Consider the following 20,264-nt stretch of genomic DNA (forward strand, 5'->3'; position numbering starts at 1 on the left):
GAGCATAGGCCGCAGTCATCCGGCTGTAAAGAGCGTCGGGATCAGCGGGGCTGGACCGGCCAGCGATGCGCGCCCAGCTCACGCGAGATGTTGCGGGCCGCTTCGCGGACGGCAGCGAAGGTCGCGTCGGCCTGGGCCCAGTCGACCGCGGGCAGAACGATGCCGATGGCACCGACCGCCAGGCCCGAGGCGTCGAAGATCGGCGCCGCGACGCCCGCCTCGCCGAGCACGGCCTCCTCCTGCTCGGTGGCCAGGGCGTCCCGCGCCACGCCCTCGAGCTGCTTGCGCAGCAGGCCCGGATCGACCACTGTCTCCGACGTCATACTGCGCAGGGTGTCCCCCGCCAGCAGTTCGTCGGCCTGGTCAGGCAGGAACGCGAGCATCGCCTTGCCCAGGGCGCTCGCGTGCGCGGGAATCACGATCCCCACCTCGGGCATCTGGCGGCTGCCGTCCGGCCGCGGCTCGTGGTGGATGATCACCACCTCGTCGTACGTCAGCACACCCGTCCGTACGGCGTGGCCGCTGCGCCGGGCGAGCTCCTCGGACCAGGTGACGGCCCGGGATCGCAGTTCGAGCGTGTCCAGGTAGACGTTGCCCAGCTTCAGCACCGCGGGACCGAGCTGGTAGCGGTTCGAATCGCGGTCCTGCAGCACCATGCCGTGCGCCTGCAGGGTCTTGAGGATCCCGTGCGCCGTCGACGGCGGCAGGTCGAGCCGGGTTGCGAGCTCGGACAGGCTCAGCCGGCGCGCACCCTGCAACGCCCCAAGGATCCGGACAGCCCGATCGACGGACTGGATCATCGGCACAACCCCTCTGCTGAGCGAACAACCCTTTACATCAGTGAACCACAGGCGTAACTTCCGACGTACATTCGACAATGTCGAACGGTCTTCGGAATCAGTTCTCGCCTCGGGGCACACCTGGAGGGACTCCCATGGACGACAACAACCTGCCGCAACGCCTCGCCGCCGAACTGATCGGCACCGCGATCCTGGTGTTCGTCGGCGTCGGGGCGGTACCGGCGGCTTTGATGACCAACGGGGCGGCGCCGTTCACCATGGCCGATCTGGGGATGATCTCGTTCGCGTTCGCCGCTGCCGTGGTGGCGACCGCCTACGCACTCGGCCCGATCTCCGGCAATCACATCAACCCTGCGGTGACCGTCGGCCTGGCGGCAGCCGGCAAGTTCCCCTGGGCGCAGGTGCCGGCCTATCTCGCCGCCCAGTCCGTCGGCGCGATCCTCGGGGCCGCCGCGATCCTCGGTGTCCTGGGCTCCAGGGCGAGCGACCTCGGGCTCGGCGTCGCGACGTACGGACCGGGCGTCGGGACCGCGCAGGCCTTCACCGCGGAATTCGTCGGGACCTTCATCCTGGTGTTGACGGTCTTCGGCGCGACCCATCGCAAGGCGGCCGCCGGGTTCGCGGGGCTCGCGATCGGCCTGGTCGTCTTCGGCGTCATCCTTCCGGTCGCGCCGGCCACCGGCGCGTCGATCAATCCCGCTCGGACCGTCGGCCCGATGCTGGTCCAGCAACTGGCCGGCGGTCAGGTCCAGTTCAGTCAGTTGCCGGTCTACCTGTTGGCCGAGCTGAGCGCGGGCGTGCTGGCCGGCTTGACCTTCCTCGCGCTCTCCCGGACCGCCGCGGACCGGCAAGTGCGAGCGGCCGGACTCCCAGCGGTGAAGGGCTGATCGTGACGCAGCACCTCACCGCACCGATTCTGGCCGCCTGGATCCGTGAGTTCGGCCAGCTGGTCAGCAATCACAAGGATCGGCTCAACGCGCTCGACGCCGCCATCGGGGACGCCGATCACGGCACCAATCTCGATCGCGGCTTCCGCGTCGTGGTCGCGGGACTCGACGCCACTCGATCCAGCCCCGGTGACCTGCTCGGCCACGTCGGCGGGACCGTGATCAGCAACGTCGGCGGCGCCGCGGGACCACTGTTCGGGGCCTTCTTCCTCGGTCTCGGTGAGGCCCTGGGGGACGAGACCACTGTGGATGCCGATCGGTTCGCGACGGGACTCCGCGCCGGGCTCGCCGGGGTGGTCGCGCGGGGCCGGGCCGACAGCGGCGACAAGACCATGTACGACGCACTCGCGCCGGCCGTCGAAGCATTTGCGGGGACCGGCGACCTGCGCGGAACGCTGCAGGTTGCTGTGCGGGCCGCGGAGAGCGGGCGCGACGCGACCATCGGAATGCTGGCCCGCAAGGGCCGCGCGAGTTATCTCGGCGAACGCAGCGTCGGTCACCAGGACCCCGGCGCCACGTCCGCCGCCCTGCTCTTCACCGCCGCCGCCCACGCCCTGACCTGACGGCGCTTGCCTGCAGTTTATTAGTCGGCTAAGTTTTCTTCTTAGCCGACTAACAAACTACGCGGAGGATGGGTCATGGATCTGGGATTCAAGGATGTCGCGGTGCTGGTGACGGGCGGTTCGTCCGGGATCGGGCGGGCCACCGCGATCGCGTACGGGCGCGAGAGCGCGCGGGTCGCGATCACCTACAACTCCCGCAAGGACGCCGCCGAGGCGGTCGCCGAGGAGATCGAGCAGGCGGGCGGCACGGCGTACGTCGTACCGCTGGACCTGAACGCGCCGGAGACGATCGCCGCCGCGGTGGCGTCCACGGTCGACCGCTGGGGCGGGCTCGACGCGGTGGTCGCGAACGCGGTCGACTGGGGCCCGCCCGACGGACGCACGGAGCGGATCGAGGACGCGACGCCGGAGTGGTGGACCGCGATCGTGCGGGCGAACCTCGAGGGCAACATGCACCTCGCGCAGCAGGTGGCGCCCGCGCTGCGGCGATCCGCGCACGGGCGGCTGGTGCTGGTCTCGACGGATCTCGCCGAACGCGGCATGGGCGGCGGGGCGTGGGCGTACGGCGCGGCGAAGGCCGGACTGCACGGCCTGGCGGCGAGCCTGCAGCACGATCTGGGCGCGGACGGGGTGCTCGTGAACGTCGTACTGCCGGGAATCACGCTCGAGAACGGCGTACACCGGATGATTCCGCGGGAGGCGCTGGACCGGGTGACGGCTGGTTTCACGGCTCGGCACCTGCCGGACGTGGGCGAGCTTGCCGACGCGATTCTGTACCTCACGTCGCCGCGGACCAAGGCGGTCCAGGGGCAGCTGCTGCGGGTGACCGGTGGCGACCTGATGCCTGCGTAATGCGGCGCTGACGGCGTCGACGCTTGTACGGTGGGCTCAGGGAGCACCCCGGTATAAGGAGCGTCGCGATGGCTCGGGCACTGATCGTGGTTGATGTGCAGAACGACTTCTGCGAGGGCGGAAGCCTGGCCGTCGCGGGTGGCGCCGACGTCGCGTTCCGGATCGGTGAACTGCTGCACCGGTGGCACGAGGCAGACCCGGACGACCGGCAGTACGCGTACGTCGTGGCCACCCGCGACCACCACATCGACCCGGGCGACCACTTCTCCCGGGAGCCCGACTTCGTACACTCCTGGCCGCCGCACTGCGTCGCGGGCACCGACGGCGTCAGCTTCCACCCGAACCTGGACCCGCAGCCGTTCGACGCGATCTTCGACAAGGGCGAGTACGCGGCCGCCTACTCCGGTTTCGAAGGCAAGTCCCACGACGGCGGCCACCCGCTGGCCGACTGGCTGCGCACCAAGGGCGTCACGGACGTCGACGTCTGCGGCATCGCCACCGACTACTGCGTCCGCGCCACCGCCCTCGACGCCCGCAAGGAAGGCTTCGGCACCACAGTCCTCACCACCCTCACCGCCGGCGTAGCCGAATCCACCACCCAAAAGGCCCTCACCGAACTCCGAGCCGCCGGCGTAGACCTCACCTGACAAAAGCGGGCAGCGCTCCGCGCTGACAGATCTATTGCCGCCTTCGGCGGAGGCGCATCCCGCACAGCCCGCCCCGGCACCGGCGCACCAACGGGCTCCGCGACGGTGGTTGAAAGGACACCGCTACGCGGCGGCTGCCTCTCACGCCTTCGGCGGAGGCGCACCCCGCACCGCCCGCCCCACCACCGGCGCCACGCCCACCACGCGCGCGAACACCCAGCACGGCAACCGGCCTGCGCACCGTGCCCAGAGGTCCCGGCGGGTTGGTCGCCAGCACGCGGCAGCCTGGCACCCAGCAGGCGAGGTCGGCGCGTGCCAGGCGACCGCAGCAGTCGGCAGGCCGCATGCAGGAGGCGGCACACGGCGAGCGGCAGGCGGAGCGGCCACGCCGCACGAGGCACGGGGCAGGCAGGTGCGCAGTACCCGGCAGGCTGCGGGCGGCGCCGTACCGCAATGGCAGGCGTCTGCGGGCGGCTTCCGTTCGAGCGGTGCTCGGGGTCAGGAAGGGCTCGGTCGCCAGGTTGGCGGGGTTTGCTCGGCTGTGGGGCGGCTGGTGGAGGTGCCGCTGTTTTGCGTCTTCGGCTGTTGGGTTCTCTGGGTGGGAACAGGGGTTGAGTTTGGGTGCACAGTCGGTCGCGTTGGGGCTGCTGGATGGGGGTTGGGGTGGTTACGGTCACGGCGTTGGGGCGACTGGTGGAGGGTGAGATGACTGAGGTTGGTGGGCGTAGTTATGTGCTTGGGCGGGGGCTTCGGGCAACGGTGCTGGCTACTGGGGAGGAGACGGGTGGGCGGCATGACTTGAGTGATACGTGGTTGTCGGGTGGGGAGATGACGCCGTTGCATCTGCACACGCGGTACGAGGAGCGGTTCTGGGTGTTGGAGGGTGGGTTGAGTGTGTGGGCGGGTGACGAGTTCGTGGAGTTGCGGTCGGGGGACTACTTCCGGGTGCCGATGAACGTGCCGCACGCGGTGTGCAGTGGGCCTACCGGGTGCCGGGCGTTGCACATCTCTACCCCGGCGGGGTTCGCCGAGCTGGTCGCGCGGGCGGGGACGCCGGCGCAGCTCGCCCGGCCGGAGACCGAGCTGGATCTCGGCCTGTTCATGGCGGTCACGGCTGAGCTCGGCGATGTGGTGCTCGGGGCGCCGGGGACTCTGCCCAGCGATCGATGACGGCGGCGGCCTGCTCAGCGCCGTTCTCGGTGCGGAGTACGTCGCCGAACGCCCGCGCCTTGGCGACGTACTGCGTGGTGAGCGCCTCGCGTACCGCCCGGAGCAGCCGGGTGTGGTTCAGCGAGCGGTACGGCAGTTCGATGCCTAGGCCGAGGCGGCGGAGGCGCCATGCCCAGAACGGCTGGTCGAGGAACAGGCTGACGATCACCGACGGGATCCCGGCCCGGGTCACGGCCGCCGTCGTACCGGAGCCGCCGTGGTGCACTGCCGCCCTACAGCGCGGCAGCACCTCGTCGTGGTTCAGCTCCGCGCCGACGAGGAACACGTTGTCCGCGAGTTTCCCCGGCGCGACGCCGTAGTCGGTCCACCCGGACGCGATCAGCGCCCGTACGCCGAGTTGCCCGGCGACGGCCACGATGTCGTCAAGCAGGCCCCGCGGATCCGGCACCGGCAGACTGCCGAACCCGAAGTACACCGGAGGCTCACCGGCCGTCAGCCACGCGAGCAGGTCCTCCGGGACGACCGACTCCCCCAAGACAGCACGCAGCTCCATTCCTGGCAGCGCCGGTCCCACAACATGTTGCTCAGGGCCCCAGTCTCCCGGCCGCGGGACCAGCCGCGGACTGTACGCATGCACAGCAGGCAGTGCCCCGATCCGGAGTGGCCGGTCGATCGGCGGCACGCCCAGCTCCTGACACAACCGGCCGATGCTCGGCTTGCTCTGCCGCCACAGCAGGTTGTCGAAGGCCGCGAACGTGAGCCGGTTCAGCGGCCCGAAGCGGAAGTCGCGCACCGGACCCGCCAGGCTCGCCCAAGCGGCGGTCGGCGTCATCGGCGCACACAGCAGACTCGCCGCCGGCCGTCCGGTCACCTCGTGCAACGCCGCTCCGCGCAACGCCATCCCCAGACTGGAGAGGATCAGGTCGGCGTCCGCCGCGACCTCCGCGACCGACTGCGCGATCGACGCGTCGGCCTTGCGTTCGTCGGCCGTGACCCGGCGGACCAGCGTGGAGATGCGCCCACGCGCGAGGATCTCGCGGGCTTCTGCAGAGTTCAAGAATCGCCCCACATCGAGCGCCGACGACGTGACCGGTACGCCGGTTCGCGCCGACCACCCAGCCAGATCAGCGTTGACGCACAAGCGGACGGAGTGCCCGCGGCGCTGCAGGACCGACCCGATCGCCAGGGCGGGCTGGACGTCGCCACGGGTGCCGTGGGCAAGCAATGCGATTTTCATGCCGCCAGCGTCGTCGGAGGACGCCGTACGGTGGTTGCACTACAGCGCCGGGTTGTTGTCTCCGCGCGCACCGTGGACCGCGCGGTACTCGGCCGGCGGCAGCCCGAACCTGACCTTGAAGGCCCGGTTGAAATGCGCCGCGTTGGTGAAACCCCAGCGCGCCCCGATCGCTGCCACCGGACGGTCGCCGAGCGCGGGATCGAGGAGGTCGCGCCGGCAACGGTCCAGTCTGCGCGACCGGATCAGCGCCGCGACGCTCTCGCCGGTGGGTTCGAACAGCCGGTGCAGGTAGCGCAGCGAAATGTGGTGGGCGGCCGCGATCGCAGCCGGCGTGAGGGCGGTGTCGCCGAGATTGGTCTCGACGAACGCCCGGCACCGATGCAGGAGCGCGCGGGAGCGCGTCTCGGCCGGTAGCGCCTGTTCGGCATCGAGGCGTGCGGCCAGGCCGACCGAGACCAGGTCGAGGATCGCGGCCCCGATCCGGGCGCCGCGCGCGCCGTCGTCCGCGTCGAGATGTTTCGGCAACTGCTGCACGAGGCCGGAGACGAGCGCCGCGGTACCGTCCGCCCCGGAGATGCTGACGCCCGTCAGTCCTGCCGCCCGATGCTCCGGCAGCGGGCTCAGCGCCTTCGGGTAGGACAGCATGATCACGCGCCGTTCGGAGTACGTGCAGCGCAACGGCCGCGAGAGATCCGACAGCCCGATGTCGCCCGGCCCGAATTGTGCGCATCGCCCGTCCTGCTCGCTGACCGTCACGCCTTCCCCCTGCGCGAACAGGACGAAGGCGTCGGGGTCGTGCGCGCGGACGTGCGCCGCCGTCCGGGTGGCCTGGCCGGGACCCGAGCGGGACACCGCGACCTGCAGCGGCCCGACCGTGCCGATCAGCAGTTCGTCGCGCACGTCGGGCCCGTCGTCCAGCCGGAGGTCGAGGCCGCCGATCCGCGCGGCCACGACCTCGTTCCAGTACGCCGCTCGCGTGGCCCGCGGCTCGGCAACAGCTCTGAGCAGAGTCCGCATCACGGCAGTCTGCGCACGCGAACGACGTACCGGCAACCGGTCTGCCCGAAAACCGGACGGTACGGCGTCAGGCGGTGACGGTGATCGGGGCGCCGTTCGAGGTGAGAGCCCAGTCGCCGGTGTGGAAGGCCTTGGGGTCGACGGTGCCGGTGGCGGTCACGTAGTCGATCATCAGCTGGCGGATCTCGACCTGGCGGTTGTAGACGACCGGCGCGGTCTTCACGTGCGGGAAGTTGCCGCCGCCGGACTGGCGGTAGTTGTTGACCGCGACAACGAACTGCTGGTCGGCGGCGACCGGTGTGCCGCCGTACGCGAGGCCGGTGATCCGGGAGCCGGCCGGCTTGGCGATGTCGATCTGGTACGTCAGCGGCTTCGTCAGGCCGCCGAGGATGTCGTAGTTGTAGTCCGGCGTGCCGTTCGGCGCGGTCGGGGTCGGGGCGTTCGTCACCTGGCTCGACGGGAAGGGGCCGGTGCCGGAGACCTGCTGGAAGTAGCGCGCGGAGAACTCCAGGTACTCCAGGAGCTGCGCACCGGTCATCGTCACGCCGAGCAGCGTGTTGTCGAAGACGTAGAGGCCGGCGACGTCGCGGATCGAGACCTCCCCGGCGGGAATCGACGCCGCTCGGTTGAACGGCGCCGCGATCGCGAGCACCGGCAGCGCGGCCTGCGGCGTACCGGCGAGCGCCTTCGCAACCGCGTCCGCCTGGACGAAGTTCACGAAATCGAGCGCGGCGGTGTCCTCCCACGGCGCGGTCGCCGCGGACATCGCCTCGGTGCAGGTGCCGATCTTCGAGTTCACGTACTCGACGACCGTGTCGTGGTCCTTCTGCAGCAGCGCGACGACCTGCGGGTCGGAGTCGACGGTGTTCGCGTTCAGCACCTGGCTGTGCCGGCCGACCACCTTCCACTGCCCGCGTACCTTCTGCAGGTCCAGGTCGAACAGCGCCAGCCGCATCCCCCACTTCAGCGGGTCGCTCAGCACGACCTGCTCGCCGGTGGTCGTGTTCGTGACCAGCCGCTCCGGGATCTCCTGGTGCGCGTGGCCGACCAGGACCGCATCGATCCCCGGCACGGTCTCGGCCATCAGCGCGGACGCGTTCTCCGGGTACGGCAGCGCGTCGCCGTACGACGAGGACAGGTCCATGCCCGAGTGCACGGAGACGACCACGACATCGGCGCCCGCCGCGCGGACCTTCGGGACCCAGACCTTCGCGAGCTCGACGATGCCGCCGAACGTCAGCTTGTCCTCGACGTGCGCCTTGTCCCAGATCGCGATGCCGGGGTTGGTCAGGCCGAGGATGCCGACGGTGACCGGCTTGTCCCCCGGCACGTGCACGCGCTTGAGCAGGTACGGCGGGAACGCCGGCAGCCCGGTGCTCGCGTCCTGGGCGTTCGCGCCGAGCAGCGGGAAGCGCAGCTGGCGCTGGAACTTGCGGAGGATGTCGAGGCCGTAGTTGAACTCGTGGTTGCCGAGCGCGGCGGCGTCGTACCCGATCCGGTTCATCGCGGCGGCCATCGGGTGCACGTGCCCGTCGGTAATGGGTTCGATCTTCGCGTAGTAGTACGCCAGCGGGGTGCCCTGGATGGTGTCGCCGGCGTCGAGCAGCAGCGGTCGCGGCGCCCGGCGATCCGCGGCGATCCGGTCCCGGACCGCGGTGACGAGCGTGGAGATCTTCGCGAGGCCGATGTCGTTGTGCGCGCTGTCGTCGTACTCGGCGTTCTTGAAGTAGTCCCAGTTGAAGACGTTGCCGTGCAGGTCGGTGGTGCCCATCACGGTCAGCCGGACGGTCCGGCCCGATCCCTGGCCGGCGTACGCCGGAACGGTCTGGAACCCGGCCGCCGCCAGTGCGGCCGCGCCGCCGATCACCGTTCGTCTCGTCATCGTCGTCCGCTCACCGTCGTCCGTCATCGCCCCGCCTCACAGGTCCGCCGCCGGGATCTCCGGCACGAAAGCACACCCTACGGCCGACACACCCCCACCCCATGAACGGATGGCCCCGGCCACGCGAGAAGATTCCGCCCATGACCAAGCCGCCCGGCAGGCTGCTGCCGTTGGTCGCCGCCCTGCTCTGCGGTGCCGTCCTCGCCCAAGCCGCCACGCCCTCCGCGCACACCGTCACGTCCGCCGCACCGTCGGCCGAGGCGACGCCGCAGCAGGGCTCGTTGACCCTGCCGGTCACCTCCAAGCGAGGTGAGCCGTCGTCCGCCAAGCAACCGACCCGCCCGGTCGTGAAACCGCCGGCCCGCAAGCCGCCGGCCGACGACTGGAACCTGGCCCGGCACGGCAAGGTGCTGTACCTGACCTTCGACGACGGCCCGCAGCGCGAGTGGACGCCGAAGATCCTCCAGGTACTGCGGAAACACGACGCGCGGGCGACGTTCTTCGTACTCGGCATCCAGGCGGCGCAGTACCCGGAGCTGATCGCGGCCGAGCGCTCCGCCGGGCACAGCGTCGGCAACCACACCTGGGACCACAAGACGCTCACCCAGCTGCCGGACGCGCGGATCCGCCAGGAGATCGGCGCCGGGGTGAAGTCGAAGTGCCTGCGACCGCCGACCGGCGCGACGAACGCGAAGATCCAGGCGATCGCGACCGCGTACCACCAGCGTCAGGTGCTCTGGGACGTGGACACCAAGGACTGGGAGAAGCCCGGCACCGCGCGGATCGAGCACGCGATCCTGGCCGGAGCGCGCCCCGGCGCGATCATCCTGCTGCACGACGGCGGCGGCAACCGCGCGCAGACCGTCGCCGCCCTCGACAACGCCCTGACCAAGCTCACCAAGCTCGGCTACAGGTACCGCGCATTGCCCTGCTAACGCAGCACCCCGGCCGTGCCGTTGGAGAAGTGCTTCATCGCCTCGTCGATGACGTGGACGGGCTGGTCGAGGGCCTTGACCAGGAACATGCCGGTCGGCCGGAGCAGCGGGTTCGGCTTGACGACGCTCCGGACCGACGGCTGGTCAAGGCCGCGGACCCCGGCCGTCGTCGCGCCGACGCCGCGGACGAGCGCCAGATCGAGCATGTACTGACCGAGCAGCTTGTGCTGCGTGAAGCCGCGGACCGTCGCCCACGGCAACACCACCGGGTACGCCGCTCCGTCGCAGGCCAGCTCGAGTCCCTTGACCGAGATCCGCATCGCCACCGGCGGCAGCTCGTTGGCGTCGTACCACTCCTGCCGCTCGGCCTGCAGGCGGTAGACCATCACCGTGCTGAGCACCAGCGGGACCATCGCCAGGATCAGCAGCAGCGCGAACGGCCACATCCCGGAGCCGCGGAACGCGACCAGCGCGTAGACCGCGGCCGCGATCCCGACCACGCCGAGCGCCGCCGTCACCCAGGCGCCGCGCCGCTCGACGGTCCGGACCACCTCGCGCCGGCGCAGCACCGCGTCCCGGTCGATCCCGACCACGAACGGCTTGCCCGGATCCCGTGGCGGCATCGCTACCTCCGGCGTGACCTCTGCGACCTGTGAAGTTGCGTCCCCGTCGTCCTCACTCACGGGGGACAGAATCCCACAGACCACCGGTCCGCGCGGAGACACGCCTGGTCAGTCCTTGCGGCGACCCGCCCAGGTCCAGGCGTACACACCGTCGTCGACCGCCCGGCCGCCCTCGCCGAGCTCGAGCGGGCGGAAGGTGTCGACCATCACCGCGAGCTCCTCGAACCGCTCGGCGCCGAGCGACGCCTCGATCGCCGCCGGCTGCGGCCCGTGCGCGTAGCCGCCCGGGTGCAGCGAGATCGACCCGAGCCCGATCCCGGAGCCCTTCCGCGCCTCGTAGTCGCCGCCGCAGTAGAACATCACCTCGTCGGAGTCGACGTTCGAGTGGTAGTACGGCACCGGCACCGAGAGCGGGTGGTAGTCGACCTTCCGCGGCACGAAGTTGCAGACCACGAAGTTGTACCCCTCGAACACCTGGTGCACCGGCGGCGGCTGGTGGATCCGCCCGGTGATCGGCTCGAAGTCGCTGACGTTGAACGTGTACGGGTACAGGCAGCCGTCCCAGCCGACCACGTCGAACGGGTGCGTCGCGTACGTCATCCGCGACCCGACGATCCCGCCCGCGCCATTGCCGCGGTGCTTCACCAGCACCTCGACGTCGGAGCCCTCGACGACCAGCGGCTCGCGCGCGGCGTGCAGGTCGCGTTCGCAGTACGGCGCGTGCTCGAGGAACTGCCCGTACCGGGACAGGTAGCGCTTGGGCGGCGCGATGTGCGAGTTGGCCTCGATGCAGTACGCGTGCACGCCCTCGAGCCCGGGCAGCCAGCGGTGGGTGGTCGCGCGCGGGATGATCACGTAGTCACCCTGGACCGCGTGCAGCACCCCGAAGACGGTCTCGACGGTCGCCGAGCCCTTCTCGATGTACACGCACTCGTCGCCGATCGCGTTCCGGTAGTACGGCGACGGCTGCTCCGCGACGACGTACGAGATCCGGACGTCGCCGTTGCCGAGCACCAGGCGGCGGTCCTCGACCGGGTTCGCCTTGGACGTGTCGGTGAACAGGTCGTGCAGCTTCAGGTGCCGCGGCGTCAGCGGGTGGTTCGGGACGGTGGCGAGATCCGGCAGGTCCCACACCTGGGAGTCCACGATCGCGGACGGTACGCCGGCGTGGTACAGCAACGAGGAGTCCGACGAGAACCCCTCCTCTCCCATCAGCTCCTCGTAGTAGAGCCCGCCGTCCGGTTTCCGGAACTGCGTGTGCCGCTTCGACGGAACTTCCCCGACCTGCCGGTAGAACGCCATCTCTCCCGCTCCGATGTTCGATAGTCGAACGCTTGCGTCCGCTTACCGAAAGGATCCGTTAGGCTCAGGGTCATGTCAACCGTCCCTGCCCTGTACCGGCGCCTGGTCGACGACGCGTCGACGTTCCCGCCGGGCAACCTGCCGCTGACCGAGGCCGTCGCCGCGCACCGGGCGCATCGCGCAGCGCCGTACGCCGACCTGGTCGGGCCGTTCGTCTGCGCCGACGAGGACCTGACGAAGGTCGCCACCGAGGCCGCCCGGACCCGCACCGGCTCCGGGCCGCAGCCGGACCCCGGCGTCGACCACGGCCCGCTGGAGGTCACGGTCGTGATCAGCGGCGGCGCCGGCGGCATCGAGCCCGTGGTCCGGTACGGCGATCGCTCGAAGGACGTCACGGTCACCGCGGTCGAGGTCCGGCTGCGGGACGAGGCCGACCTGTCCCGGAACGCGCTGCGCGTGGTCCGCGCGTGCGACGACTGCCTCGACGAGGAGACGGCGTACGTCGAGATCGGCCTGGAGGGGGCCTGGGAACGGGCCCTGGACGTGGTCGCCGACGCCGGGTACGCCGCCAAGCTCCGCACTGGCGGCCTCGACGCGGCCCTGTTCCCGTCCGAGGCGCAGGTCGCGGCCTTCATCGAGGCCTGTCTGGACCGCGAGGTGGCGTTCAAGTGCACCGCCGGGCTGCACAACGCGGTCCGGCACACCGCGACGGACACCGGCTTCGAGCACCACGGCTTCCTCAACGTGCTGCTGGCGACCCGAGCGTCGCTGGACGGCGCGTCGACCGACGACCTGGCGACGCTGCTCGCCGACCGCGACGGCGAGGCCTTGGCGGCGCGGGCGCGCGAACTGTCCGACGACCAGGCCGCGAGCACCCGCCGATGGTTCACGTCGTTCGGCTCGTGCAGCATCGAAGAACCGCTGGCCGACCTGAAGACGCTGGGATTGATGGCATGAGCTGGATCGAGATCCCGGACGGTTCGCCGTTCGGGCCGGACAACCTGCCGCTCGGCGTCTTCCGGTACGGCGACGAGGAGCCGCGCGTGGGTGCGGCGATCGGTGACCAGATCATCGACCTGGCGCCGGTCGCGTCCGCGCAGATGCTGGACGGCGCGCAACTGTTCGCCGAGCCGACGCTGAACGCGTTCCTCGCGCTCGGCCGCCCGGCGTGGCGCGCGACCCGGAACTGGCTGCTCGAACTGGTCCGCACCGAGGCCGACCGCGACACGGTCGAGCCGCACCTGATACCGCAGTCCGCAGTGACCATGCAACTGCCGTTCGAGGTCGCGGACTACGTCGACTTCTACGCCTCCGAGCAGCACGCGTCGAACCTCGGCCGGCTGTTCCGCCCGGACTCCGAGCCGCTGCTGCCGAACTGGAAGCACCTCCCGATCGGGTATCACGGCCGCGCCGGCACGATCGTCGTCAGCGGCACCGACATCGTCCGCCCGTCCGGCCAGCGCAAGGCTCCGGCCGCGACCACGCCGACGTTCGGGCCGTCCCAGCGACTCGACATCGAGGTCGAGCTCGGGTACGTCGTCGGTACGCCGTCGACGCTCGGACAACCGGTCTCCGTCGAGGACTTCGAGGAGCACGTGTACGGCGTGGTGGTCGTCAACGACTGGTCCGCCCGCGACCTGCAGGCCTGGGAGTACGTGCCACTGGGCCCGTTCCTCGGCAAGTCCTTCGCCACCTCGATCTCGCCCTGGGTGGTGTCGCTCGACGCACTCGCCGCCTCCGCCGTCCCGCTTCCCCGGCAGGACCCGCCTGTCCTCCCGTACCTGGCGGGTCAGCACCTGACGAACTACGACATCACCTTCGAGGTCACGCTGAACGGGCACCTCGTGAGCTCCCCGCCGTACCGCGACATCTACTGGTCCCCCGCCCAGATGCTCGCGCACCTGACCGTCAACGGCGCGAGTGTCCGCACCGGCGACCTGTACGCGTCCGGCACGGTCAGCGGCGCGGAGAAGGACCAGCGCGGCTCGTTCATCGAGCTCAGCTGGGGCGGCCGCGAGCCGTTGGTGGTGGACGGGAAGGACCACACGTTCCTCGAGGACGGCGACGTGGTCACGATCTCCGCGTGGGCGACCGCGGCCGACGGTTCGCGGCTCGGCCTCGGCGCGGTGACCGGCCGGATCACGCCGGCTCTGCAGTGACCCCGCTGCAACCTCGGACAGCTTTTGGGGACCTAGGACATCTGACCAGATGTCCTAGGTCCCCATGACATGGACGATGTTCGACGGCGACCAGGGAACTTGTCCGAACTTGCTCATAACTGTTCGTTTCTCTTGACGACTTAGCGGTTACGTGCGAACTTCATCGCCATGAAACGTTCAGTGGGGTGTGGAGTACTGGCCGTAGCGCTGGCCGCCGGTCTGTTGGGCGTGCCCACGGGCGCGCGGGCCCAGCAGACCGACGGCGACCTGACGCTGCGGTCGCCGGAGCTGACGGTCACCGTCGGGGCGGACTTCCCCCGGGTGATCAAGTACGTCGACAACGCCTCCGGGCAGGCCCTCGGCGGGCAACCCGACGCGATCTCGACCATCACGATCAACGGCGTCGCCCGCGCCGCGCGACTGGCCGCGCCGCCCGCGGCCGACGGGGGCCGCGCGTCGTACCGGCTCGTCTTCGACGCCCTGCCCGGCGTCGAGCTGGACGCCAGCCTGAGCGTGACCGGGCGCGTGACGACGTTCGCGATCGACGCGGTCCGCGACACCGCGGCGAGCCGGGTGCACACGATCGACGTCCCGGACCACGACCTGGTCTCGGTGGCGAGCACGGACGCCGGCGCGACCACCGCGTTCACCACCCTGGACCCGGACTCGACGCGCACCGCGGACCGGATCACGCCGGTCACCGCGAGCACGCCGGGCGAGGCGTCCGCGACCGGAGCGGCGTACGCGTTCGTCAACACCGGCGGGCTCGCCGCGGGCATCGAGTCGAACTCGACGTACGACAAGCCGTCCGGTCAGTCCGTCGACGACGGCGCCCGGTTCTGGCACCGGGCCCGCAAGGCGGCCGACGGCAGTACGCGCGTCAGCGTCTGGAGCGGCCAGTGGACCTACCGTGCCGACACCTCGCCGTACACCGAGCCGCTCCCGTGGGCGAAGGTCGTCGTGACGCCGGACGCGAACCAGGACGGCACCGTCGACTGGGAGGACGGCGCGGTCGCGTTCCGCACGATCATGACCGAGCCGAATGGCGGCGAGCTGGTCAAGGACCGGGTGATCACGCACATCCCGTTCAACTTCGCCAGCCAGGCCACGCACCCGTTCCTGCGCACGCTCGACGACGTGAAGCGGATCTCGCTGGCCACCGACGGACTCGGCCAGATGGCGATCCTCAAGGGGTACGGCTCCGAGGGGCACGACTCCGCGCACCCGGACTACGGCGGCAACTACAACACCCGGGCCGGCGGCCTCGCCGACCTGAACACGCTGCTCCGGCAGGGCAAGTCCTGGAACGCGGCGTTCGGCGTCCACGTGAACGCGACCGAGTCCTACCCGGAGGCGAACGCGTTCAGCGAGGAGCTGGTCGACAAGAACGCCCGGGGCTGGAACTGGCTGAACCAGAGCTACTACATCAAGCAGCGTCCGGACCTTGCCTCGGGCAACATCGTGAAGCGGTTCCAGCAGCTCCGTGACGAGACGGACAAGAACCTGCAGCAGCTGTACATCGACGTGTACTACCAGTCCGGCTGGCTGGCCGACGGCCTCAGCCGGCAGCTCGCCGACCAGGGCTGGCAGATCTCCACCGAGTGGGCCGACCGGCACGAGCGCACCTCGCTCTGGTCGCACTGGGCGACCGACCTCGACTACGGCGGCGCCACCAACAAGGGCCTGAACAGCAAGATCATCCGGTTCGTCCGCAACCACGAGAAGGACGTCTGGAACAACGACCCGATCCTCGGCCAGGCCTCGCTCGTGGAGTTCGAGGGCTGGACCGGCGAGACCGACTGGAACGCGTTCTACAGCAACATCTGGCAGCGCAACCTGCCGACGAAGTTCCTGCAGCAGCAGAAGATCCTGGACTGGAACGCGGGCGACATCCGGTTCTCCGGCGGCGTCCGCGGCGCGGTCGAGAACGGCAAGCGGGCCGTGTACGTCGGCAACGCGAAGGTGCTCGACGGCGACAAGTACCTGCTCCCGTGGGACGGCAACAAGAAGCTGTACCACTACAACCCGGCAGGCGGGCGTACGACGTGGCAGCTGCCCGCCGCTCTCGCCGGTGTCAGCACCTTCACCGCGTACCAGCTGTCGGACACCGGCCGGACCAAGCCGACCACCATCCGGGCCGAGCACGGAAGCATCTCGCTCAACGCAGTCCCGGGCAAGCCGTACGTGCTCTACCCGGTAACTGCTCCGAAGCCGCGGGTAGTGACCTGGGGTGAAGGCACGCACCTGAAGGACCCCGGCTTCAACGCCGGCAACCTCACCGCCTGGAACCCGACCGGCGGCGCGACCATCGACAGGGTCGAGAACGGGCAGCACGTCGCGTCGCTCGGCACACGTGCATCCTCGCTCCGTCAGCAGCTCACCGGACTGACCCCGGGTCGCACCTACAGCGCGTCCGCGTGGATCGAGGTCGAGCCGGGCAAGTCGCGGCCGACGACGATCTCCGTCGGCGGGGTGAAGAATGTGGTGACCAGATCGACCGTCGAGAATATGGTTGCCGCCGACGACAAACACGGCGCGTACTACCAGCGGGTGCGAATCCTCTTCGAAGCCAAGGATCGCACCGCTTACCTCGGAATCGGAGCAGCGGCGGGGGCAGCGCGGGTGCGGGTGGACGATGTACGGGTCGTGGAGACGACGCCGCCCGCCGCCGGGCTGGTCGCGGACTTCGAGAACGTCGACCAGGGCTGGGGCCCGTTCGTGAAGGGTGATGCGGGTGGCGTCACGGATCCGCGGACGGTGCTTGCGAGCAAGCATGCGCCGTACACCCAGGCGGGCTGGAACGGAAAGCTCGTCGACGACGTGCTCGACGGCGAATGGTCGCTCAAGTCGCACGAGGAGAATGCGGGCCTCGTCTACCGGACTGCGCCGTGGACGGTGAACTTCCAGCCGGGCCACAAGTACAAGGTCAGCTTCGACTACGTGAGCGGCCGTGCCGGGCAGTACGCGTGGGTCCAGGGGGTCGACCGCCCGGCGTCGGTCGAGGTCAAGGCGACGCCGATCGGTGAGCAGCGGACGAAGGCGACGTTCAGCCAGGAGTTCGTGGCCGGCTGCGGCGGCGACTACTGGGTCGGCCTGCGCAAGCTCAGCGGCGGCGGCAACCAGGCCGACTTCGTGATCGACAACTTCGCCGTCACCGATCTCGGTACGACGTCCGAGCCGGCGGACTGCACCTCGGTCGCGGTGTCCGGCGTGACGGGTCTCGTCTCCGGCGAGGCGAACACGGTGAAGACGACGTTCACCAACAACGACGTGGTCGCGGCGAACGACATCACGCTCGGGCTGACCGCGCCGGACGGCTGGACGGTCGCGCCGACGACACCAGCCACGCACGCGTCCGTTGCCGCAGGCACCAGTGTGACGACGACATGGGACCTGACGCCGCCCGCCGGTACGCCGGAGGGCAAGTACCCGCTGACGGTGACGGGCGGCCGCGCGACGGTCGCCGCCGAAGCGACTGTGCTGCCGCCGGGCATCGTCCCGCAGTCGCGGATCACGGTGACCGACGTGAGCAGTGAGGACGCCGCGACGGGTGGTGCGGCGACAGCGGCGCTGGACGGAAACCCCAGCACCATCTGGCATTCCGCGTGGTCCCAGGTCAGTACACCGCCCGGTTACCCGCACCACATGACGCTCGATCTCGGGTCGACGTACCAGGTCAACGGGTTCAGTTACCTGCCACGGCAGAGCGGGACCAACGGGATGTTCAAGGGGTACGAGCTCTACGTCAGCGCGGACGGGCAGAACTGGGGTACGCCGGTCGCGTCGGGTGCGTTCCCGAACTCCACCGCCGTACAGAAGCTGGACTTCACGGCCAAGGCGGGCCGGTACGTGAAGTTCGTCGGCACCAGCTCGCTCAACGGCGCCGTCTTCGGCTCCGCCGCGGAGTTCAACGTCTACGGCACCCGCTGACGAACCAGGGGCCTTGGACAACCTGTCCAAGGCCCCTGGCCACTCTCACTTGGTGATCGTCACCGCGACCGGCGCGGACGCGGTGTTCGCCGCCACGACGCGGAACTTGTTGACGCCGACGCGGCCGCTCTGGACCCACACCGAGTACGTCGCGCGGCTCGTCACCTTGGTGGTGGCCGGGAAGTTGACCCACTTGCCGTTCTGCAGCCGCTGCACCTGGACCACGGTGGTATTAGGAGGAGAAGACGCAGGGTCGCCGGCGATGGTTGTTACGGCTGCGTCTCAGGTCCGGCCGGCAGCACCAGCCGGGCCAGGGCACCGCCGCCGGGTGCCTCGCCGAAGGTCAGCTCGGCGCCGAGCACCTTCGCGTGACCGGCCGCGATCGTCAGGCCGAGACCGTGGCCGACGCCGCGCTCGGCCATCCCGGACCGGAACCGGCGCGGGCCCTCGGCAATCAGTTCCTCGGGGTACCCGTTGCCGTGGTCAACCACTTCGACCGTCCGGCCGCTGACCGTCACCTCGACCGGCGGCTTGCCGTGCCGCAGGCCGTTGACGATCAGGTTGGCCAGAATCCGCTCGATCCGCCGGGAGTCGGTCGACACCGTCTCGTCCGGGCCGACCTGGTGCACGATCACGCTGTCCGGCGCGAGCGCCTGCTGCATCCGCAACCGGCCGACCGCGGACCCGACGAACGCGCCGAGACCGACCAGCTCCAGGTCGGCCTGCTCGACGCCCGAGTCGAACCGGGCGATCTCCAGCAGGTCCTCGACGAGCCGGCGCAGCACCTTGGCGCGGTCCCGGACCAGCTCGCTGGGACGTCCCGGCGGCAGCAGCTCGGCCGCGGTCGTCAGGCCGGTGACCGGCGTACGGAGATCGTGGGCGACGTCGGCGGTGAAGCGGCGTTCCGCCTCGAGCTGGCCGCGCAACGAACTGGCCATGGTGTCCAGCGCGGTCGCCAGCGACTGCACCTCGTCCTTGCCCTTGCCGACGGCCTCCGCCGCGGACGCGTCCAGGTCCCCGGCCGCGATCCGCCGCGCCGTACCCGCGACGGCGACGATCCGCTTGGACAGGCTGCCCGCGAGGATCACGCTGACCAGGGCGACCAGCGCGACCGTACCGATCCCGCCGAGGATCAGCGCCTGCTGCAACGCCTTCATCGAGTCGTCGGTGCTCTCGTAGTCCTGCTCGATCGACAGCACCTTGCCGTCCTTGACCGCGACCGCCGCCCACATCTTCGCGTGCGGCGACCCGGTCTTGAACGTGGCCCGCTTCCCCGCGAGCACGGCCTCCCGCAGCTGCGGCGGCAGGTCCGGATCGTCGAGCTTCGCCCCGAACACCGGTACGTCGTTGGTGTCGTAGCTCTGCGCCGCCAGCTGGATCCGCTCGTCCGCGAAGCTGCGCGTCCGGTCCAGCCGGGCCGACTGCGCCTGGGTGTAGACCGCGACGCACAGCACCAGGATGGCGAGCGACGAGACCAGCAGGAAGATGAGACCGAGCTTGCCGCGCAGTCCCATCCGTTACGCCCGCAGCTTGTACCCGAAGCCGCGGACGGTTTCGATGCGGTCGGCACCGATCTTGGTCCGCAGCCGTTGCAGGTGGACGTCGACCAGCCGGCCGTCGCCACCCCACTCGTAGTCCCAGACCCGCTGCAGCAGCGTCGACCGGCTGAGCACCACGCCGGGGTTGTTCGCGAACTCGATCAGCAGCTTGAGCTCGGTCGGCGTCAACTGGACGGTCTGCCCGCCCCGCCGGACCTCCAGGGCCTCGCGGTCCAGCTCCAGGTCGCCGAACGACTCGACGCCGGACCCGGTGGTCGGCGCCGGGCGCTCCGGATCGGAGACCGCGCGCCGCATCACCGCCCGCAGCCGCGCCACCAGCACCTGGGTGTCGAACGGTTTGGTCACATAGTCGTCGGCGCCCGCCTCGAGCCCGAGGACGACGTCCAGCGCGTCACCGCGCGCGGACACCATCACGATCGGGACCGTGCTGGTCTCCCGGATCCGCCGGCACACCGAGATGCCGTCCAGCCCGGGCAGCATGATGTCCAGCATCACGACGTCCGGGTGGATCTTCTCGAATCGCTCGATCGCCTCCAGGCCGTCCTCGGCCGTGGTCACGTCGTAGCCGTGACGTTCGAGGGTCAACTGGGTCGCCTCACGGATCACCGCGTCGTCCTCGACCATGAGAATGCGCGCTGCCG

General features: G+C 70.2%; 18 protein-coding genes. 9 read left to right on the forward strand and 9 right to left on the reverse strand.

Annotation, left to right across the window (positions count from 1 at the left end):
• Positions 1-41 precede the first annotated feature (41 nt).
• Positions 42-800, reverse strand: coding sequence for an IclR family transcriptional regulator (locus ABN611_RS02785; protein WP_350278158.1), 759 nt, complete (start codon positions 798-800; stop codon positions 42-44).
• Between the two features lie 134 nt (positions 801-934).
• Between ABN611_RS02785 and ABN611_RS02790 the strand changes: the two genes are divergently transcribed.
• The 5 genes from ABN611_RS02790 to ABN611_RS02810 all read left to right on the forward strand — a co-directional run bounded on the left by ABN611_RS02790 (position 935) and on the right by ABN611_RS02810 (position 4,979).
• A complete protein-coding gene (locus ABN611_RS02790; RefSeq protein WP_350278159.1) occupies positions 935-1,687 on the forward strand; it encodes an MIP/aquaporin family protein in 753 nt (250 codons plus the stop codon).
• 2 nt (positions 1,688-1,689) lie between these two features.
• A complete protein-coding gene (dhaL, locus tag ABN611_RS02795) occupies positions 1,690-2,310 on the forward strand; it encodes a dihydroxyacetone kinase subunit DhaL (protein ID WP_350278160.1) in 621 nt (206 codons plus the stop codon).
• Positions 2,311-2,385: 75 nt separating this feature from the next.
• Positions 2,386-3,162 (forward strand): SDR family oxidoreductase, encoded by a 777-nt coding sequence (locus tag ABN611_RS02800; RefSeq protein WP_350278161.1) that lies wholly within the window; start codon positions 2,386-2,388, stop codon positions 3,160-3,162.
• 68 nt (positions 3,163-3,230) lie between these two features.
• Positions 3,231-3,809 carry a nicotinamidase gene (locus ABN611_RS02805; RefSeq protein WP_350278162.1) on the forward strand — a complete coding sequence of 193 codons (579 nt, stop codon included), beginning with the start codon at positions 3,231-3,233 and terminating at the stop codon, positions 3,807-3,809.
• Positions 3,810-4,637: 828 nt separating this feature from the next.
• Entirely contained in the window at positions 4,638-4,979 is a 342-nt protein-coding gene (locus ABN611_RS02810) for a cupin domain-containing protein (protein ID WP_350278163.1), read from the forward strand.
• Here ABN611_RS02810 and ABN611_RS02815 read toward each other — a convergent pair.
• The 3 genes from ABN611_RS02815 to ABN611_RS02825 all read right to left on the reverse strand — a co-directional run bounded on the left by ABN611_RS02815 (position 4,918) and on the right by ABN611_RS02825 (position 9,142).
• Entirely contained in the window at positions 4,918-6,216 is a 1,299-nt protein-coding gene (locus ABN611_RS02815) for a glycosyltransferase (RefSeq protein ID WP_350278164.1), read from the reverse strand. The two genes, ABN611_RS02810 and ABN611_RS02815, sit on opposite strands and share 62 nt — an antisense overlap.
• Before the next feature lie 39 nt (positions 6,217-6,255).
• Complete coding sequence (locus tag ABN611_RS02820; protein WP_350278165.1) at positions 6,256-7,233, reverse strand: helix-turn-helix domain-containing protein; 978 nt, start codon at positions 7,231-7,233, stop codon at positions 6,256-6,258.
• Positions 7,234-7,300: 67 nt separating this feature from the next.
• The gene (locus tag ABN611_RS02825; RefSeq protein ID WP_350278166.1) at positions 7,301-9,142 is read right to left on the reverse strand and encodes a 5'-nucleotidase C-terminal domain-containing protein; all 1,842 of its coding nucleotides are present in this window, start codon (positions 9,140-9,142) and stop codon (positions 7,301-7,303) included.
• A gap of 113 nt (positions 9,143-9,255) precedes the next feature.
• On the opposite strand from ABN611_RS02825, the gene ABN611_RS02830 reads away from it, so the two are divergent.
• Entirely contained in the window at positions 9,256-10,050 is a 795-nt protein-coding gene (locus ABN611_RS02830; protein ID WP_350278167.1) for a polysaccharide deacetylase family protein, read from the forward strand.
• Here the strand turns inward: ABN611_RS02830 and ABN611_RS02835 are convergent.
• Together ABN611_RS02835 and ABN611_RS02840 are read right to left on the reverse strand one after the other, a co-directional pair.
• Complete coding sequence (locus ABN611_RS02835; RefSeq protein ID WP_350278168.1) at positions 10,047-10,733, reverse strand: hypothetical protein; 687 nt, start codon at positions 10,731-10,733, stop codon at positions 10,047-10,049. The two genes, ABN611_RS02830 and ABN611_RS02835, sit on opposite strands and share 4 nt — an antisense overlap.
• 48 nt (positions 10,734-10,781) lie before the next feature.
• Positions 10,782-11,975, reverse strand: coding sequence for a homogentisate 1,2-dioxygenase domain-containing protein (locus ABN611_RS02840; RefSeq protein ID WP_350278169.1), 1,194 nt, complete (start codon positions 11,973-11,975; stop codon positions 10,782-10,784).
• Between the two features lie 72 nt (positions 11,976-12,047).
• On the opposite strand from ABN611_RS02840, the gene ABN611_RS02845 reads away from it, so the two are divergent.
• The 3 genes from ABN611_RS02845 to ABN611_RS02855 all read left to right on the forward strand — a co-directional run bounded on the left by ABN611_RS02845 (position 12,048) and on the right by ABN611_RS02855 (position 18,064).
• Positions 12,048-12,932 carry a hypothetical protein gene (locus ABN611_RS02845; protein ID WP_350278170.1) on the forward strand — a complete coding sequence of 295 codons (885 nt, stop codon included), beginning with the start codon at positions 12,048-12,050 and terminating at the stop codon, positions 12,930-12,932.
• Positions 12,929-14,134 carry a fumarylacetoacetase gene (gene fahA, locus ABN611_RS02850; RefSeq protein WP_350278171.1) on the forward strand — a complete coding sequence of 402 codons (1,206 nt, stop codon included), beginning with the start codon at positions 12,929-12,931 and terminating at the stop codon, positions 14,132-14,134. Before ABN611_RS02845 ends, fahA begins: the two co-directional genes overlap by 4 nt.
• Positions 14,135-14,302: 168 nt before the next feature.
• On the forward strand, positions 14,303-18,064 hold the full coding sequence (locus ABN611_RS02855) for an endo-alpha-N-acetylgalactosaminidase family protein (RefSeq protein ID WP_350278172.1): 3,762 nt from the start codon (positions 14,303-14,305) through the stop codon (positions 18,062-18,064).
• 45 nt (positions 18,065-18,109) lie between these two features.
• On the opposite strand, the gene ABN611_RS02860 is transcribed toward ABN611_RS02855, so the two are convergent.
• From ABN611_RS02860 to cseB, 3 genes are read right to left on the reverse strand one after another with little or no spacing between them, the layout of a single operon-like run.
• On the reverse strand, positions 18,110-18,280 hold the full coding sequence (locus tag ABN611_RS02860; protein WP_350278173.1) for a hypothetical protein: 171 nt from the start codon (positions 18,278-18,280) through the stop codon (positions 18,110-18,112).
• Positions 18,281-18,333: 53 nt separating this feature from the next.
• Positions 18,334-19,578 carry a HAMP domain-containing sensor histidine kinase gene (locus tag ABN611_RS02865; RefSeq protein ID WP_350278174.1) on the reverse strand — a complete coding sequence of 415 codons (1,245 nt, stop codon included), beginning with the start codon at positions 19,576-19,578 and terminating at the stop codon, positions 18,334-18,336.
• A 3-nt stretch (positions 19,579-19,581) separates the two neighbouring features.
• On the reverse strand, positions 19,582-20,247 hold the full coding sequence (gene cseB / locus ABN611_RS02870) for a two-component system response regulator CseB (RefSeq protein ID WP_167216568.1): 666 nt from the start codon (positions 20,245-20,247) through the stop codon (positions 19,582-19,584).
• Positions 20,248-20,264 lie beyond the last annotated feature (17 nt).

It is taken from the genome of Kribbella sp. HUAS MG21, from assembly GCF_040254265.1.
Lineage (GTDB): Bacteria > Actinomycetota > Actinomycetes > Propionibacteriales > Kribbellaceae > Kribbella.

Excerpts from the sequence above, each read along its gene's own strand:
- ABN611_RS02785 (WP_350278158.1), bottom strand. The coding sequence starts at position 800 with ATGATCCAGTCCGTCGATCGGGCTGTCCGGATCCTTGGGGCGTTGCAG.
- ABN611_RS02790 (WP_350278159.1), top strand. The coding sequence starts at position 935 with ATGGACGACAACAACCTGCCGCAACGCCTCGCCGCCGAACTGATCGGC.
- ABN611_RS02800 (WP_350278161.1), top strand. The coding sequence starts at position 2,386 with ATGGATCTGGGATTCAAGGATGTCGCGGTGCTGGTGACGGGCGGTTCG.
- ABN611_RS02805 (WP_350278162.1), top strand. The coding sequence starts at position 3,231 with ATGGCTCGGGCACTGATCGTGGTTGATGTGCAGAACGACTTCTGCGAG.
- ABN611_RS02810 (WP_350278163.1), top strand. The coding sequence starts at position 4,638 with ATGACGCCGTTGCATCTGCACACGCGGTACGAGGAGCGGTTCTGGGTG.
- ABN611_RS02815 (WP_350278164.1), bottom strand. The coding sequence starts at position 6,216 with ATGAAAATCGCATTGCTTGCCCACGGCACCCGTGGCGACGTCCAGCCC.
- ABN611_RS02820 (WP_350278165.1), bottom strand. The coding sequence starts at position 7,233 with ATGCGGACTCTGCTCAGAGCTGTTGCCGAGCCGCGGGCCACGCGAGCG.
- ABN611_RS02825 (WP_350278166.1), bottom strand. The coding sequence starts at position 9,142 with ATGACGGACGACGGTGAGCGGACGACGATGACGAGACGAACGGTGATC.
- ABN611_RS02830 (WP_350278167.1), top strand. The coding sequence starts at position 9,256 with ATGACCAAGCCGCCCGGCAGGCTGCTGCCGTTGGTCGCCGCCCTGCTC.
- ABN611_RS02840 (WP_350278169.1), bottom strand. The coding sequence starts at position 11,975 with ATGGCGTTCTACCGGCAGGTCGGGGAAGTTCCGTCGAAGCGGCACACG.
- ABN611_RS02845 (WP_350278170.1), top strand. The coding sequence starts at position 12,048 with ATGTCAACCGTCCCTGCCCTGTACCGGCGCCTGGTCGACGACGCGTCG.
- fahA (WP_350278171.1), top strand. The coding sequence starts at position 12,929 with ATGAGCTGGATCGAGATCCCGGACGGTTCGCCGTTCGGGCCGGACAAC.
- ABN611_RS02855 (WP_350278172.1), top strand. The coding sequence starts at position 14,303 with ATGAAACGTTCAGTGGGGTGTGGAGTACTGGCCGTAGCGCTGGCCGCC.
- ABN611_RS02865 (WP_350278174.1), bottom strand. The coding sequence starts at position 19,578 with ATGGGACTGCGCGGCAAGCTCGGTCTCATCTTCCTGCTGGTCTCGTCG.
- cseB (WP_167216568.1), bottom strand. The coding sequence starts at position 20,247 with ATGGTCGAGGACGACGCGGTGATCCGTGAGGCGACCCAGTTGACCCTC.